The following is a 14,458-nucleotide window of genomic DNA, read 5'->3' on the forward strand; positions in this document are numbered from 1 at the left end:
GGTGAACGGCCATGACCGCCAGGGCACTTGAGGGCATCCGCGTCCTCGACATGACGCACGTCCAGTCCGGCCCCTCCGCCACCCAGCTGCTCGCCTGGCTCGGCGCCGACGTCGTCAAGCTGGAGGCACCGACCGGTGACATCACGCGCAAGCAGCTGCGCGACCTCCCGGACGTCGACTCCCTCTACTTCACGATGCTCAACTGCAACAAGCGGAGCATCACCCTCAACACCAAGACCGAGCGCGGCAAGGAGATCCTGACCGAGCTGATCCGGCGCTCCGACGTCATGGTCGAGAACTTCGGGCCGGGCGCGGTCGACCGTATGGGGTTCACCTGGGATCGCATACAGGAGATCAATCCCCGCATTGTGTATGCGTCCATCAAGGGCTTCGGAGACGGCCCGTACACCAATTTCAAGGCGTACGAGGTCGTCGCGCAGGCGATGGGCGGGTCGATGTCGACCACCGGCTTCGAGGACGGGCCGCCGCTGGCCACGGGCGCTCAGATCGGCGACTCCGGCACAGGAGTGCATACAGTAGCCGGGATACTGGCGGCACTCTTCCAGCGGGAGAGCACCGGCCGCGGTCAGCGCGTCAACGTGGCCATGCAGCATGCCGTGCTGAACCTGTGCCGGGTGAAGCTGCGCGACCAGCAGCGCCTGGCGCACGGGCCGCTCGCCGAGTATCCGAACGAGGACTTCGGCGACGAGGTGCCCCGCTCGGGCAACGCGTCCGGCGGCGGACAGCCCGGCTGGGCGGTGAAGTGCGCGCCGGGAGGCCCGAACGACTATGTGTACGTCATCGTGCAGCCGGTCGGCTGGAAGCCGCTCACCGAGCTGATGGGCCGGCCCGAGCTGGCCGAGGACCCCGAGTGGGCGACGCCGGAGGCCCGGCTGCCGCAGCTGGCCAAGATGTTCCAGCTGATCGAGGAGTGGTCGTCCACGCTCCCCAAGTGGGAGGTGCTGGAGAAGCTCAACGCCCACAACATCCCGTGCGGGCCGATCCTGTCGACGAGGGAGATCATCGAGGACGCCTCGCTGGTCGCCAACGAGATGCTCGTGACGGTGCCGCACCCCGAGCGCGGTGAGTTCGTCACCGTCGGCAGCCCGCTGAAGCTCTCCGACTCCCCCGTGGACGTGACCAGCTCACCGCTGCTCGGCGAGCACAACGAAGAGGTCTACATCGGCGAACTCGGTCTCGGCGACGAAGAGTTGCGCCTCCTCAAGTCGAACGGGGTGATCTGACGTGATGGCAGAGGACCGGGTCCTGAAGGTGCGGGCCCTGCTCGACTCCGTGCGGGCGGAGGGGCGGTTCGCGCTGACCGCGCCCGAGGGCAAGGTGATCGCCGACGCCTACGGGATCGCCGTACCGGGTGAGGAGTTGGCGACGGACGTCGACGAGGCCGTGGCGTACGCGGCACGGTTCGGCGGGCCCGTGGTGATGAAGATCGTCTCGCCCGACATCCTGCACAAGACCGACGCGGGTGGCGTGATCGTCGGGGTGGAGGGCGCGGCGGACGTACGGGCCGCGTTCCACAGGATCGTCGACAACGCGCGGGCGTACGACGCGCAGGCCCGTATCGAGGGCGTCCAGGTGCAGGAGTTGCTGCCGCGGGGGCAGGAGGTCATCGTCGGCGCGGTGACCGATCCGACGTTCGGGAAGGTGGTCGCGTTCGGGCTCGGCGGGGTGCTGGTCGAGGTGCTCAAGGACGTGACGTTCCGGCTCGCGCCGGTGAGCGCGGACGAGGCGTTGTCGATGCTGGACTCGATCCGGGCTGCGGAGATCCTGCGCGGGGTGCGCGGCGCACCGGCCGTCGACCGGTGGGCGGTCGCGGAGCAGATCCGTCGGGTGTCCCAACTGGTCGCGGACTTCCCGGAGATCGCCGAGGTGGATCTCAATCCGGTGATCGCGACTCCGGAGGGCGCGGTCGCGGCGGACATCCGGGTGATCCTCGCCGAGTCGCAGCCGGTAGCCCGTCGACGGTATACACGCGACGAGATCCTGACGACCATGCGCCGCCTCATGGAGCCGACCTCGGTCGCCGTGATCGGTGCCTCGAACGAGCAGGGCAAGATCGGCAATTCGGTGATGCGCAATCTCGTCGACGGCGGTTTCGCCGGGGAGATCCATCCGGTGAACCCCCGGGCCGATGACATCCTCGGCCGCAAGGCGTACAAGAGTGTCACGGACGTTCCCGGTGAGGTGGATGTGGCTGTCTTCGCCATTCCCGCCAAGTTCGTGGCAGCAGCGCTGGAGGAGGTGGGTCGCAAGAACATCCCCAACGCCGTCCTGATCCCCTCCGGGTTCGCCGAGACCGGTGAGGTCCGACTCCAGGAAGAGATGGTCGAGATCGCCGAGCGCTACGGCGTCCGCCTCCTCGGGCCGAACATCTACGGCTACTACTCGACCTGGCACGATCTGTGCGCCACGTTCTGCACGCCGTACGACGTGAAGGGCGGGGTGGCGCTGACCTCGCAGTCCGGTGGCATCGGGATGGCCATCCTGGGGTTCGCGCGGACCACGAAGACGGGGGTGTCGGCGATCGTCGGGCTCGGCAACAAGTCGGACCTGGACGAGGACGACCTGCTGACCTGGTTCGGCGAGGATCCGCACACGGAGTGCATCGCGATGCACCTGGAGGATCTCAAGGACGGGCGCGCGTTCGTCGAGGCGGCCCGAAAGACCGTACCGCGCAAGCCGGTTGTGGTGCTGAAGGCGGGTCGTACGGCGGCGGGGGCGAAGGCCGCCGGGTCGCACACGGGCGCGCTGGCGGGCGACGACGCCGTGTACACGGATGTCCTGAAGCAGGCCGGTGTCATCCGTGCCCCGGGGCTCAACGACATGCTGGAGTACGCGCGCGGACTGCCGGTGCTGCCAACTCCCAAGGGCGACAACGTCGTTATCATCACGGGCGCGGGCGGCAGCGGTGTGCTGCTCTCGGACGCGGTGACCGACAACGGCCTTTCCCTGATGGAGATTCCACCGGATCTGGACGCGTCCTTCCGGGAGTTCATTCCGCCCTTCGGGGCCGCGGGCAACCCGGTCGACATCACCGGGGGCGAGCCGCCGTCGACGTACGAGGCGACGATCCGGCTGGGACTCGAGGATCCGCGCATCCACGCGCTGGTCCTCGGTTACTGGCACACCATCGTCACTCCCCCGATGGTCTTCGCGGAGCTCACCGCGCGCGTGGTGGCCGAGTTCAGGGAGCGTGGGATCGAGAAGCCGGTGGTGGCGTCGCTCGCGGGTGACGTGGAGGTCGAGGAGGCCTGCCAGTACCTGTACGAGCGCGGGGTGGTGGCGTACCCGTACACGACCGAGAAGCCGGTGGCCGTGCTCGGCGCGAAGTACCAATGGGCGCGTGCGGCAGGGCTGTTGGGCGGTGGTTCATGACGTGATCCGACGCGGGGCCGGCCGACAGTGCGGTCGGCCGGCCCCCGGACCCGTGCGCACACGAAAGGCAATGGACAGGGGGCGCTGGCCAGAACTTTCGACGCAAGGGGCACTGAGCGATGGCAACAACGGACTACTCGACGTCCGTCCCTTTCAGGGAGGTGACGGATCGTCACGGCCGCGTGTACCGCATCGGTGAATCCGATGTCGACATCATGGGCCGGGCGCGCAAGTGGATGGTCGTCCTGCCCTGGGTGGGCATGATGGGCATCAGTTCCGCCGAGTACGCGTTCACGTCGGCGCAGGACACGCTCCACGACGCGCATCTGTGGAGCAGTGGGCACATCTTCTGGCTGATGGGCGTCTGGGTGTTCTTCCAGGCGGCCGTGGCCTTCCCGGCCGGACAATTGCGGGAGAGCGGCCGGCTTCCGGCCCGTACGGCCATGTTGATCGGCGCGCTCGGCACGCTGCTGGGCTATCTGGCGCTGGCGTTCGCACCGAATGTGCTCGTCGCGTACCTGGGATTCGGTATGTGCAGTGGCATCGGCGCCGGTCTTGTGTATGCAACCTGCGTGAACATGGTCGGCAAGTGGTATCCGGAGCGCAAGGGCGGCAAGACGGGCTTCGTCAACGGCGGATTCGCGTACGGGTCCGTGCCGTTCGTGTTCCTGTTCACCTCGGTGCTGGACCTGGGCAACTACAAGGTGCTGCTCAGCCTGGTCGGCGTCGGACTGTGTCTGGTGGTGGCGTCGGCGGGCTGGTTCTTCCGTGATCCGCCGAAGAACTGGTGGCCCGCGCACGTCGATCCGCTGAAGGCGGCCCAAGACCCCAGGATCCGGCGGGCGTTGGAGAAGAACCCGCCGGCGGTCAAGCAGTACACCCCGAAGGAGGCCGCCCGTACCCCCGTGCTCTGGATGATGTGGTTCTGTCTGCTGTGCACGGCCGGCATCAACATCTTCGGCATCGCCTTCCAGGTGCCGTTCGGCAAGGACATGGGCTTCGCGGGCGGGATCGTGGCCACGGCGATGTCCCTGAAGGCGATCGTGAACGGCACCGGGCGCGGGGTTATCGGCTGGATCTCCGACCGTTTCGGCCGCCGCCACACGCTGATCATCGTGTGTCTCGTGCTCGGCACCGCGCAGTTCGGCGTGCTGGTCTCGGGCCAGATGGGCAGCATGCCGTTCTTCCTGTTCTGCTCCATGGTCTCGGGTTTCGGCGGCGGGGCGATCTTCCCGCTGTTCGCGGCCATGACGGCGGACTACTTCGGTGAGAACAACAACGCCAGCAACTACGGGATGGTCTACAGCTCGAAGCTGATCTCGGGGCTCGTCGGCTCCGGTCTGGGCGCGGTCGTCGTCGGTGAGTGGGACTACCACGGCGCGTTCGTCCTGGCCGGTTCCGTGGGCCTGGCCTCCGCGGTGCTGGCGCTCTTCCTCAAGGCTCCGGGCAGGCCCAGCGCCCGGCGCATCGTGCCCAACCCGCACCCGCTCGGCGAGGAGATGGCGTGACATGACCGCAGATCCCATCACCACGAACGAATCCGGCGCCGCGAACCGTCCCTACCGTGAAGTGACCGACGCCAACGGCCGCGTCTACCGCGTCGGCGAGACCGACCGGGACATCCTCGGCCACTCACGCAAGATCATGATCTACCTCCCCTGGATCGCCATGATGGCGATCAGTGTCTTCGAGTACGCGTACGGCTCCGCGGAGGACACGCTGTCCAGCGCGCACGGCTGGACGCAGAGCAACACCTTCTGGATCCTGAGCATTTGGGTCTTCTTCCAGGCCGGTATCGCCTTCCCCGCGGGCTGGCTGCGGGAGAAGGGCATCCTCACGGCCCGCAAGGCGATGTACACCGGCTCCGTCATGTGCGTGATCGGTTTCCTCGCGCTGTCCCACCTGGACAACGTGTGGCTGGCGATCACCGGCTTCGGCGTGATCGGCGGCATCGGCGCCGGTCTGGTCTACGCGACGTGCATCAACATGGTCGGCAAGTGGTTCCCCGAACGGCGGGGCGCCCGCACCGGGTTCGTCAACGGCGGCTTCGCGTACGGTTCGCTGCCGTTCATCTTCATCTTCAACTACGCCTTCGACACCGGGAATTACCACCGGGTCCTGGATCTGATCGGCTGTTACATCCTGATCGTGGTGTTCGGGTGCGCGTTCTTCTTCAAGGACCCGCCGAAGAACTGGTGGCCCGCCGACATCGATCCGCTGACCTGTGGCGGCAACGACAAGAGCGCGACGCGCCTCGCCAAGAATCCCCCTGCTGTACGGCAGTTCACGCCCAAGGAGGCCATCCGTACCGGGATGCTGCCGCTGATGTGGCTGTCGATCGTGCTGACCGCAGGGGTGTCGATCTTCGGGATCTCCTTCCAGGTCGACTTCGCCAAGGACGTCGGCTTCGGCCCGCTGGTGGCGGCCTCCTCGATGGGCGTGATGGCCGTCATCAACGGCATCGGCCGCGCGGTGGTCGGCTGGCTGTCCGACCTGTGGGGCCGCAAACTCACCCTGGTCTTCGTCATCTTGGTCCTGGGTCTCGCCCAGTTCGGCGTGATCTGGGCCGGCCATCTGCGCAGCGAGTGGCTGTTCCTGTTCTTCGCGTTCCTCTCCGGTTTCGGCGGGGGCGCCTTCTACCCGATGTTCGCGGCCCTGACCCCGGACTACTTCGGCGAGAACTTCAACGCCACCAACTACGGCCTGGTGTACAGCGGCAAGCTCATCAGCGGCCTGTTCGGCGGCGGCCTCGGCTCGATGGTGGTCGCGGCCTGGGGCTACAACGGGGCGTACGCGCTGGCCGGCGGCGTCTCGATGGTGGCGGCGGCGATCGCGCTGCTGCTGCGCCAACCCGGGCGCGGGGACCGGGAGTCGGCGCCCGTTCCCCAACCACAGCCCGCGGCCTGACAGTTCGCCCCACGGCACCGGCGCAGGCCTGCCCGGACCCACCCGATGGCCCTCCTCGATGCGGGAGGGCCATCGAGCTTCGAATCTGTTGGAGCGTCAGGAGCCTTGTGGGGCTCAGGACTTCTCGCGCTCGTGGTACGACCGCCGGGTGTGTTCGGTGTGTTCGCGCATCAGCAGACTCGCGCGCAGTTCGTCGCGGGCCGCGATCGCGTCGATCAGGTGACGGTGCTCGATCCAGGACGTCAGGCCGCGCTGCCGGGCCACCGGCGTGTAGTACCAGCGGACCCGGCGGTCGACCTGCGCGGCGAGTTCGGCGAGGACCGCGTTGCCGGCCAGCTCCATGACCTTCGCGTGGAAGCGGGCGTTCATGGCGACGGCGGCGTCCACGTCGTCGGCGTCGACGGCGCGCTCGCCCTCCGCGCACAGCTCCTGAAGGACGGCGATGCCGGCGCTGCCCGCGTCGGCGGCGGCGAGCCGGGCGGCCTCGGCCTCCAACAGGGTGCGTACGGTGAGGAGTTGGTCGGCCTCCTCCTCCGTCGGCTCGTGCACGAACGCGCCCTGGGCGGGCCGCAGATCGACCCAGCCCTCGGTGTTGAGCCGCTGCAGCGCCTCCCGCACGGGCTGCCGGGACACTCCGAGGTGCCCGGCGAGTTCGCTCTCGACGAGATGCTGGCCGGGCTGCAGGGCGCGCGTGGTGATGAGTTCGAGCAGCGCCTCGTAGACACGGTCGCGCAGCGGGCCCGGGCGTTCGAGCTTGGGCACCGCTCCCGGCGGCAGTCCTGCGGACAACATCACGGTCCCCCTCCTGGGCAGCACCAGCATTTTGTACAGAGCGGACAGTAGACAGCAGTCAGTGGCCGTACGACCAAGTATCGATTGTCTTTCGTCTACAGTCTACGGCGCACAGTAGCCAGGAGGTGTGGGAGTCGGCCTCGTCACATCCGACGCCGCGGCCGAGCGTGTGCGCAGGTCACGGGCACCGTACGACCTGACCGGCGTACGACAGATTCCCGCCGAAGCCGAACAGCAGGACGGGGTCGCCGGTGCGGACGGCGCCCTGTTCGACGAGCTTCGAGAACGCGAGGGGGATGCTGGCGGCGGAGGTGTTGCCCGATTGGATGACATCGCGGGCGACGACCGCGTTGACGGCGCCGATCTTCTCGGCGAGGGGCTCGATGATGCGCAGGTTCGCCTGGTGGAGGACGACGCCGGCGAGGTCGGCGGGGGTCAGGCCGGCCTTCTCGCAGGCCTTGCGGGCGATGGGCGGGAGCTGGGTGGTGGCCCAGCGGTAGACGCTCTGGCCCTCCTGCGCGAAGCGCGGGGGTGTGCCCTCGATCCGTACCGCGTGGCCCATCTCGGGCACGGATCCCCACAGGACCGGTCCGATGCCGGGTTCGTCGGCGGCCTCGACGACGGCTGCGCCCGCTCCGTCGCCGACGAGGACGCAGGTCGTGCGGTCGGTCCAGTCGGTGACCTCGGACATCTTGTCGGCGCCGATGACCAGGGCCCGTACGGCCGCTCCCGCGCGGACGGCGTGGTCGGCGGTGGCCAGGGCGTGGGTGAAGCCGGCGCACACGACGTTGACGTCCATGGCGGCGGGCGAGGGGATGCCGAGGCGGGCTGCGACGCGGGCGGCCATGTTCGGGGAGCGGTCGATGGCTGTGGAGGTGGCGACCAGGACGAGGTCGATGTCCCCGGGCGTCAGGCCGGCGGCGGCGAGTGCCTTGGCGGCGGCGTGCGCGGCGAGCTCGTCGACGGGTTCGTCGGGTCCGGCGATGTGCCGGGTCCGGATGCCGACCCGGGAGGTGATCCACTCGTCACTGGTGTCGACCATGCCCGCCAGGTCCTTGTTGGTGAGTACCTTGGCGGGCTGGTAGTGGCCGACGGCGGCGATCCGCGTGCCGTTCATGGGTGGTCCCCCTCGTTGCCTTGGGTAGCGGGATCCACCAGTCTTGCCAGTGACTCGCGGGTACGACGGCAGGTGATGCCACAGGAAACTGCCGTCCGGGTTGTCGGCTTCTGTCATCCGTCCTGCGGTCGACGGTATGCACCGAACATTCAGCCGGTGAACAGCTGCTTCGCCTTGAGGATCAGTTCGTAGAGGCCGTAGACGAGGGGTGCGCCGACCCAGAGCCAGGCGAAGGCGATCAGCGGTCGTCGGTCAGGCGGGCTCTGACTGCTGTCGTTCGACATCGGCGGCCTTCCTCGGGGCGGGGATGTGGTGGCGGGCGTTGACGGGGCGGACGAGTTCGTTGGCGACGAAGCCGATGACGAGCAGCCCGATCATGATGACGAAGGAGGTGTCGTAGAGGGAGGCGCCGTGTTTGCCGGCGTCCTTCTGGTGGTCGGCGATCCAGTTCACGATCAGCGGTCCGAGGACACCGGCCAGGGACCAGGCGGTGAGGAGCCGGCCGTGGATCGCGCCGACCTGGTAGGTCCCGAAGAGGTCCTTCAGGTACGCGGGTACGGTCGCGAAGCCGCCGCCGTAGAAGGAGAGGATCACCAGCGCGCACAGGATGAACAGGGGTTTCGAGGAGTCGCCGAACAGTGCGATGAGCGCGTACATGATCGCGCCGACGCCGAGGTAGACGCGGTAGATGTTCTTGCGGCCGATCAGGTCGGAGGTCGACGACCAGCCGATACGGCCCGCCATGTTGGCCGCGGAGAGCAGTGCGACGAAGCCTGCGGCGGCCGACACGGAGACCGGTGTGGAGGTGTCCGCGAAGAAGTCCGTGATCATCGGGGCGGCCTTCTCCAGGATGCCGATGCCCGCGGTCACGTTCATGCACAGGACGACCCACAGGCACCAGAACTGCGGGGTGCGCACGGCGCTGTTGGCGGAGACCTGTACGCCGGTGAGGGCGGGGGCGCCGGGCTCGTTCGCCGGGTCCTGGGAGTCCTCGGTGCGCGGCACCCTTACGAGCAGCACGCCGAGGGTCATGAAGACTGCATACGAAAGACCGAGTATGAGGAACGTCTGCGCGATGCCGGTGTTGTCGGAGCCGAACGACTTCAGCATCTGGGCGGACCAGGGGGAGGCGATGAGCGCGCCGCCGCCGAAGCCCATGATGGCGATGCCGGTGGCCATGCCGGGCCGGTCCGGGAACCACTTGATCAGGGTCGAGACCGGTGAGATGTAGCCGATGCCGAGGCCGATCCCGCCGACGAAGCCGTAGCCGAGGACGATCAGCCAGAACTGCTTCGTCTCCGCGCCCAGCGCGGAGATCAGGAAGCCGGAGGAGAAGCAGATCAGGGCGACGGTCATTGCCCAGCGCGGTCCGTTGCGTTCGACGAGGGTGCCGCCGAACGCGGCCGAGAGGCCGAGCATGACGATGGCGAGCTGGAAGGGCAGCGCGCTCTGCGTGCCGCTGAGGTTGAGTGAGGATTCGAGCGGCGGCTTGAAGACGCTCCAGGCGTAGGCCTGGCCGATGGAGAGGTGCACCGAGAGGGCGGCGGGGGGAACCAGCCAGCGGCTCCACGCCGGGGGTGCTACTGGGGGACTCATGATCCCGGACGGTAGGGAGTGACAAGGGAGTTGAGAAGGCGGCGCGTCGGCCGTGTGCGATGAGCGGTATGCAGGGTGCGCCGAACGGTCGCCGCCAGAACGGTCGTTGACGCAACGGTCGCTGTCCGAACCCTTGCCGAGCCTCGACTCCATACTGTAGACAATATTTCGTCGACATTGTTCGGCTGCCGTCCGCACTGGCCCGACGGCAGTCACGGCAGCCACCTCCGCGGTACTCCCTCGACCGAACGGAGAGTCCCAGTGAAAGTCGCAGTCCTCGGCGCCGGTGCGATCGGCGCCTATGTCGGCGCCGCGCTCCACCGTGCGGGCGCCGATGTGCATCTCGTCGCCCGTGGACCGCATCTCGCGGCCATGAGGCAGCACGGTGTCCAAGTCCTCAGCCCGCGCGGCGACTTCACCGCCCGTGCCCATGCCACCGACGACCCGGCGGAGATCGGTCCGGTCGACTTCGTCCTCCTCGGTCTGAAGGCCAACTCGTACGCGGCGTGCGGGCCGCTCATCGAGCCCCTGCTGCACGACACCACGGCGGTGGTGGCGGCCCAGAACGGCATCCCGTGGTGGTACTTCCACGCGCACGGCGGCCCCTACGACGGGCAGCGCATCGAGAGTGTGGACCCGGGCGGCGCGGTCAGTGCGGTGCTCGCGCCCGAGCGGGCCGTCGGCTGTGTCGTCTACGCGGCAACGGAGCTCGCGGGCCCGGGAGTCGTGCGCCATCTCGAGGGCACCCGGTTCTCGATCGGGGAGCCCGACCGGAGCGTCTCGGCGCGGTGTCTCGCGCTGAGCGAGGCCATGCGGGCCGGCGGGTTGAAGTGCCCGGTCGAGCCGGAGCTGCGCAACGACATCTGGCTCAAGCTGCTCGGCAACATCTCGTTCAACCCGATCAGCGCGCTGGCCCGCGCCACCATGCGGCAGATGTGTCTGCACGGCGGTACCCGCAGGGTCATCGAGATCATGATGACCGAGACGCTCTCGGTCGCCGAGGCCCTGGGCTGCGAGGTCGGCGTCTCCATCGAGCGGCGGCTCGCGGGCGCGGAGCGCGTCGGCGACCATCGCACCTCGACGCTCCAGGACCTGGAGCGCGGCAAGCCGCTCGAACTCGACGTACTGCTCGCGGCCGTCGTCGAGTTGGCGGAGATCACCGGCGTGGAGGTGCCCACCCTGCGCACCGTGCACGCCATCTCGGACCTGCTCGCGCTGAGGAGCGCGGCATGAGGAGCGCCGGGTGAGGAGTGCGAGCCGGACCGTGGCGGCCCCGGTGTGCGTGTACCGCGGAGCGGGCGCGACCTCGCTCGGCGCGTGCAGGACAATGGGACGGTGAAGGTCATCTCGTCGCACGGCGACCGGGTGGCCCACGGCATTCTCCGTATCAAGGGCCGTTTCGGCCACCAGCACGTACAGAACCGGGGCTGATCAGGACATGGGACGAGTCACGGAACGACGCAAGGTGATCCGGATCCGCGACGGCGCGGTCTCCAGCCGTCCGGACACGCTCGTCGCCGAGGAACCCCTGGAGATCCGCCTCAACGGCAAACCTCTCGCGATCACCATGCGGACACCGGGCGACGACTTCGCGCTCGCGGCCGGGTTCCTGGTCAGCGAAGGCGTACTGGCGACTGCATACGATCTGCGGAACATCGTGTACTGCGCGGGGGCGACGGTCGACGGGACGAACACCTACAACGTCGTCGACGTGCGGACCGCCCCGGACGTGGTGATTCCGGACATCACGCTGGAGCGGAACGTGTATACGACGTCGTCGTGCGGTCTGTGCGGCAAGGCGAGCCTGGACGCGGTCCGGACGACGACCCGCTGGCCGATCGCCGACACTCCCCCGGTCCGTGTCGAGCCCGCGCTGCTGGCGAGCCTCCCCGACCGGCTGCGCGCGGCCCAGCGGGTCTTCGACCGGACCGGGGGTCTGCACGCGGCGGCCCTGTTCAGCGAGGAGGGCGAGCTGCTGGACGTACGGGAGGACGTGGGCCGGCACAACGCGGTCGACAAGCTGGTCGGCCGTGCCCTGCAGAACGGGGACCTGCCGCTGTCCCGGGTGATTCTGCTCGTCTCCGGCCGGGCCTCCTTCGAGCTGGCGCAGAAGGCCGTGATGGCCGGGATCCCGGTGCTGGCGGCGGTGTCGGCGCCCTCGTCGCTGGCTGTGGACCTGGCGGCGGAGACGGGTCTGACCCTGGTGGGCTTTCTGCGGGGCAGCAACATGAACGTGTACGCGGGCGAGGACCGTATCGCCCTGCGGGCCGCGGCCGCCCAGGGCTGACGCCTTCGCCTCGCGGCACGGCGGCGGGGCCCCGGCCGGCGGGGAGCGCCCCCTGCGCCGCAGGGGCCCCGCCTCAGTCCCGACGCTCGACGCCTTGTGCGGCCCGTGCGAACGCCGTGACGAGGGGTGAGCGGCGGGTCGTCTCCCAGGCGAGGATCACCTCGTCGGGTTCGGCGTCGGTGACGGGGACGTAGGTGATGTCGGGGCGGGAGTACTGCTCGGCGACGGAGACGGGGACGAGGGTGATGCCCGCTCCGGAGGCGACGTTCTCGAACTTCTCCTCGATGCTGCGGATCGGTACGTCGTCGGGGTCGGGGTGGGGGTTGAGGTAGCGCAGCCAGGTCTCGCCGTCGAGGTCGGCCAGGACGAGGTCCGGTTTGCCGGCGAGCCGGTGGTCGGCGGGGAGCATGGCCACCCGGGGCTCGGTGAACAGCGGGAGCAGGGTGAGGCCCTGTTCGCGGATGGGGCGGCGCAGGTAGGCGAGGTCGACGGTGCCGTCGAGGATGAGCTGTTCCTGGTCGTCCCATTCGACGCGGCGGGCCTTGACCTCGGTGTCGGGGTGGGCGGCGGCGAAGGCGCGCAGCGTGGGGGTGATCACGACACCGGCGCGGAAGCCGACGACGAGGCGGTGCGGCCCGTGTGTGGCGCGCTGAACCCTGCGGCGGGTGGCGTTCGCTGAGGCGAGCAAGGTCTGTCCGTCGTCGAGGAGTTGGCGTCCGGCGGCCGTCAAGGTCACGCCGTGGCTGTCGCGTTCGAAGAGGGTGGTGTCCAAGTCCTTTTCCAGGGCCCGGATCTGACGGCTCAGCACGGGCTGCGCGATGTGGAGCTGTTCGGCCGCGCGCCCGAAGTGGAGCAGTTCGGCCACCGTCACGAAGTAGCGGACCTTCCGCAGGTCGAGGTCCATGAATGCCACCGCCTCCCTGCCGTTGCCGTTGCGGTTGCCGTCGGCGATGCCTTCAGGGTATCGCCGTCGCCGGAAGAGGTCTTGGACGGCGGGGTGGCGGCGACCGCAGGCTGGACGACGTCACAGCGACACGAGAGGGGCAGGACATGGGACTGCGAGGACAGCGGATCGTCGTCATCGGCGGTACGGCGGGTATCGGGTTCGCGGTCGCGGAGGCGGCCGGGCGGGAGGGTGCCCGGGTGGTGGTCGCCTCGCGCCGGCAGGAGAGTGTCGACGCGGCGCTGAAGCGGCTCCCTCAGGACGCGGAGGGCCGGGTGCTCGACGCGAGCGACGAGGACGCGGTGCGGGACTTCTTCGCGGGGCTCGGCGGCTACGACCACCTGGTGTACACGGCGGGTGAGGCGCTGCTGATGGAGAGCGTGGCGGAGTCCGACCTGGGGCGGGCCCGGGCGTTCCTTGACACCCGGTTGTGGGGTGCGTACACGGCGGTGAAGTACGGTGCCGACTCGATCCGGGAGGGGGGTTCTGTGGTGCTGACCACGGGTACCGCCGGGCGCAGGCCGATGTCCGGTACGTCCGTCGCCGCCGCGCTGTGCGGGGCGATGGAGTCGCTGACCCGGGCGCTGGCCCTGGAGCTGGCGCCGCTGCGGGTCAACGTGGTCGCGCCCGGTGTGGTCCGCACGGAGTTGTGGCGGGAGTTGGGCGAGGAGCACCGGGACGGCCTGTTCGAGTCCGTCGCCGGGTCGCTGCCGGTCGGCCGGATCGGCGAGCCGGCCGATGTCGCCGAGGCGTATCTGTATCTGATGCGCGGCGGCTACAGCACGGGTTCGACGGTGGTCGTGGACGGCGGCACCCTTCTCGTCTGATGGCCGGGCCGCACTTCTCGACCGCCTTGAGCGCGGGGCGTCTCAGCCGCTCGGCGTGAGACTCACCTCCGCCGCCGTCACGACCGACCCCAGCCGTGGGAAGTCGAGTTTGACCGACGCCTGGTGTTCGGCCTCGGTGAGCGCGCTCATGGCGTCCTCGGCGAAGACGAGTCGGTAGCCGAGGTCGCCGGCGGCGCGGGCGGTGGACTCGACGCCGAGGTTGGTGGCGATCCCGCCGAACACCAGGGTGTCGACGCCTCGTTGGCGCAGGCGTTCGTCAAGTCCCGTGCCCTGGAAGCCGCCGAGCGTCTGTTTCACGATCTTCAGGTCGCCGTCCTTGGCCAGTCCGGCGGCGAGTCCGCTGCCGGAGGGCTGTTCGGTGATGCCGGGGCGTTCGACGCGGATCAGTACGACGGGCGCTCCGGCGGAGCGGAAGGCGGCGGCCAACTCCTCGGCCACGGAGAGGACTTCGGTGCCCTTGTACGGTTCGAGCGGCAGCGCGACGATGCGGTCCATCAGGTCGACGAGGACCAGGGCGGTGCGCGCGGGGTCGAGGGCGAGCCGGGTTTCGGGAGTCTGCGGTGGGGTCATGACGG

General features: G+C 69.0%; 13 protein-coding genes. 7 read left to right on the forward strand and 6 right to left on the reverse strand.

What is annotated here, in order from left to right; translation table 11 throughout:
- Window positions 1-11 precede the first annotated feature (11 nt).
- The 4 genes from frc (at window position 12) to OH768_RS10215 (ending at window position 6,300) form a co-directional block, all read left to right on the forward strand.
- Entirely contained in the window at window positions 12-1,244 is a 1,233-nt protein-coding gene (frc, locus tag OH768_RS10200) for a formyl-CoA transferase (RefSeq protein WP_406452241.1), read from the forward strand.
- 4 nt (window positions 1,245-1,248) lie between these two features.
- On the forward strand, window positions 1,249-3,393 hold the full coding sequence (locus tag OH768_RS10205; RefSeq protein ID WP_406452243.1) for an acetate--CoA ligase family protein: 2,145 nt from the start codon (window positions 1,249-1,251) through the stop codon (window positions 3,391-3,393).
- A 119-nt stretch (window positions 3,394-3,512) separates the two neighbouring features.
- Entirely contained in the window at window positions 3,513-4,901 is a 1,389-nt protein-coding gene (locus OH768_RS10210) for an OFA family MFS transporter (protein WP_406452245.1), read from the forward strand.
- A 1-nt stretch (window position 4,902) separates the two neighbouring features.
- Entirely contained in the window at window positions 4,903-6,300 is a 1,398-nt protein-coding gene (locus OH768_RS10215; protein WP_406452247.1) for an OFA family MFS transporter, read from the forward strand.
- A 114-nt stretch (window positions 6,301-6,414) separates the two neighbouring features.
- Here the strand turns inward: OH768_RS10215 and OH768_RS10220 are convergent, their stop codons facing one another.
- The 4 genes from OH768_RS10220 to OH768_RS10235 form a co-directional block, all read right to left on the reverse strand.
- Window positions 6,415-7,092: a GntR family transcriptional regulator gene (locus OH768_RS10220; protein ID WP_406465207.1), complete on the reverse strand. Its 678-nt coding sequence runs from the start codon at window positions 7,090-7,092 to the stop codon at window positions 6,415-6,417.
- Between the two features lie 178 nt (window positions 7,093-7,270).
- The gene (locus OH768_RS10225; protein ID WP_406452249.1) at window positions 7,271-8,209 is read right to left on the reverse strand and encodes a beta-ketoacyl-ACP synthase III; all 939 of its coding nucleotides are present in this window, start codon (window positions 8,207-8,209) and stop codon (window positions 7,271-7,273) included.
- A 149-nt stretch (window positions 8,210-8,358) separates the two neighbouring features.
- Window positions 8,359-8,493 (reverse strand): hypothetical protein, encoded by a 135-nt coding sequence (locus OH768_RS10230; protein ID WP_019073074.1) that lies wholly within the window; start codon window positions 8,491-8,493, stop codon window positions 8,359-8,361.
- Window positions 8,462-9,805, reverse strand: a complete 1,344-nt coding sequence (locus OH768_RS10235) for an OFA family MFS transporter (protein ID WP_406452252.1) — start codon at window positions 9,803-9,805, stop codon at window positions 8,462-8,464. The genes OH768_RS10230 and OH768_RS10235 overlap by 32 nt, the downstream gene beginning before the upstream one ends.
- 261 nt (window positions 9,806-10,066) lie before the next feature.
- On the opposite strand from OH768_RS10235, the gene OH768_RS10240 reads away from it, so the two are divergent.
- On the forward strand, window positions 10,067-11,038 hold the full coding sequence (locus OH768_RS10240) for a 2-dehydropantoate 2-reductase (protein WP_406452254.1): 972 nt from the start codon (window positions 10,067-10,069) through the stop codon (window positions 11,036-11,038).
- A gap of 205 nt (window positions 11,039-11,243) precedes the next feature.
- Complete coding sequence (fdhD, locus tag OH768_RS10245; RefSeq protein ID WP_388107965.1) at window positions 11,244-12,092, forward strand: formate dehydrogenase accessory sulfurtransferase FdhD; 849 nt, start codon at window positions 11,244-11,246, stop codon at window positions 12,090-12,092.
- 73 nt (window positions 12,093-12,165) lie between these two features.
- Here fdhD and OH768_RS10250 read toward each other — a convergent pair whose 3' ends face one another.
- Window positions 12,166-12,996 carry a LysR family transcriptional regulator gene (locus OH768_RS10250; RefSeq protein ID WP_406465208.1) on the reverse strand — a complete coding sequence of 277 codons (831 nt, stop codon included), beginning with the start codon at window positions 12,994-12,996 and terminating at the stop codon, window positions 12,166-12,168.
- Between the two features lie 146 nt (window positions 12,997-13,142).
- On the opposite strand from OH768_RS10250, the gene OH768_RS10255 reads away from it, so the two are divergent.
- Complete coding sequence (locus OH768_RS10255) at window positions 13,143-13,862, forward strand: SDR family oxidoreductase (protein ID WP_406452256.1); 720 nt, start codon at window positions 13,143-13,145, stop codon at window positions 13,860-13,862.
- A 42-nt stretch (window positions 13,863-13,904) separates the two neighbouring features.
- Here OH768_RS10255 and OH768_RS10260 read toward each other — a convergent pair whose 3' ends face one another.
- The gene (locus OH768_RS10260) at window positions 13,905-14,453 is read right to left on the reverse strand and encodes an isochorismatase family protein (protein ID WP_406452258.1); all 549 of its coding nucleotides are present in this window, start codon (window positions 14,451-14,453) and stop codon (window positions 13,905-13,907) included.
- Between the last annotated feature and the right edge of the window lie 5 nt (window positions 14,454-14,458).

Origin of the sequence: Streptomyces sp. NBC_01622 (genome assembly GCF_045209635.1) — a bacterium.
In the GTDB taxonomy this organism is placed as follows: Bacteria; Actinomycetota; Actinomycetes; order Streptomycetales; family Streptomycetaceae; genus Streptomyces.

What these genes read in the sequence shown, in the direction of transcription:
- frc (WP_406452241.1), top strand. Translation starts at nt 12, where the DNA reads ATGACCGCCAGGGCACTTGAGGGCATCCGCGTCCTCGACATGACGCAC.
- OH768_RS10205 (WP_406452243.1), top strand. Translation starts at nt 1,249, where the DNA reads ATGGCAGAGGACCGGGTCCTGAAGGTGCGGGCCCTGCTCGACTCCGTG.
- OH768_RS10210 (WP_406452245.1), top strand. Translation starts at nt 3,513, where the DNA reads ATGGCAACAACGGACTACTCGACGTCCGTCCCTTTCAGGGAGGTGACG.
- OH768_RS10215 (WP_406452247.1), top strand. Translation starts at nt 4,903, where the DNA reads ATGACCGCAGATCCCATCACCACGAACGAATCCGGCGCCGCGAACCGT.
- OH768_RS10220 (WP_406465207.1), bottom strand. Translation starts at nt 7,092, where the DNA reads ATGTTGTCCGCAGGACTGCCGCCGGGAGCGGTGCCCAAGCTCGAACGC.
- OH768_RS10225 (WP_406452249.1), bottom strand. Translation starts at nt 8,209, where the DNA reads ATGAACGGCACGCGGATCGCCGCCGTCGGCCACTACCAGCCCGCCAAG.
- OH768_RS10230 (WP_019073074.1), bottom strand. Translation starts at nt 8,493, where the DNA reads ATGTCGAACGACAGCAGTCAGAGCCCGCCTGACCGACGACCGCTGATC.
- OH768_RS10235 (WP_406452252.1), bottom strand. Translation starts at nt 9,805, where the DNA reads ATGAGTCCCCCAGTAGCACCCCCGGCGTGGAGCCGCTGGCTGGTTCCC.
- fdhD (WP_388107965.1), top strand. Translation starts at nt 11,244, where the DNA reads ATGGGACGAGTCACGGAACGACGCAAGGTGATCCGGATCCGCGACGGC.
- OH768_RS10250 (WP_406465208.1), bottom strand. Translation starts at nt 12,996, where the DNA reads ATGGACCTCGACCTGCGGAAGGTCCGCTACTTCGTGACGGTGGCCGAA.
- OH768_RS10255 (WP_406452256.1), top strand. Translation starts at nt 13,143, where the DNA reads ATGGGACTGCGAGGACAGCGGATCGTCGTCATCGGCGGTACGGCGGGT.
- OH768_RS10260 (WP_406452258.1), bottom strand. Translation starts at nt 14,453, where the DNA reads ATGACCCCACCGCAGACTCCCGAAACCCGGCTCGCCCTCGACCCCGCG.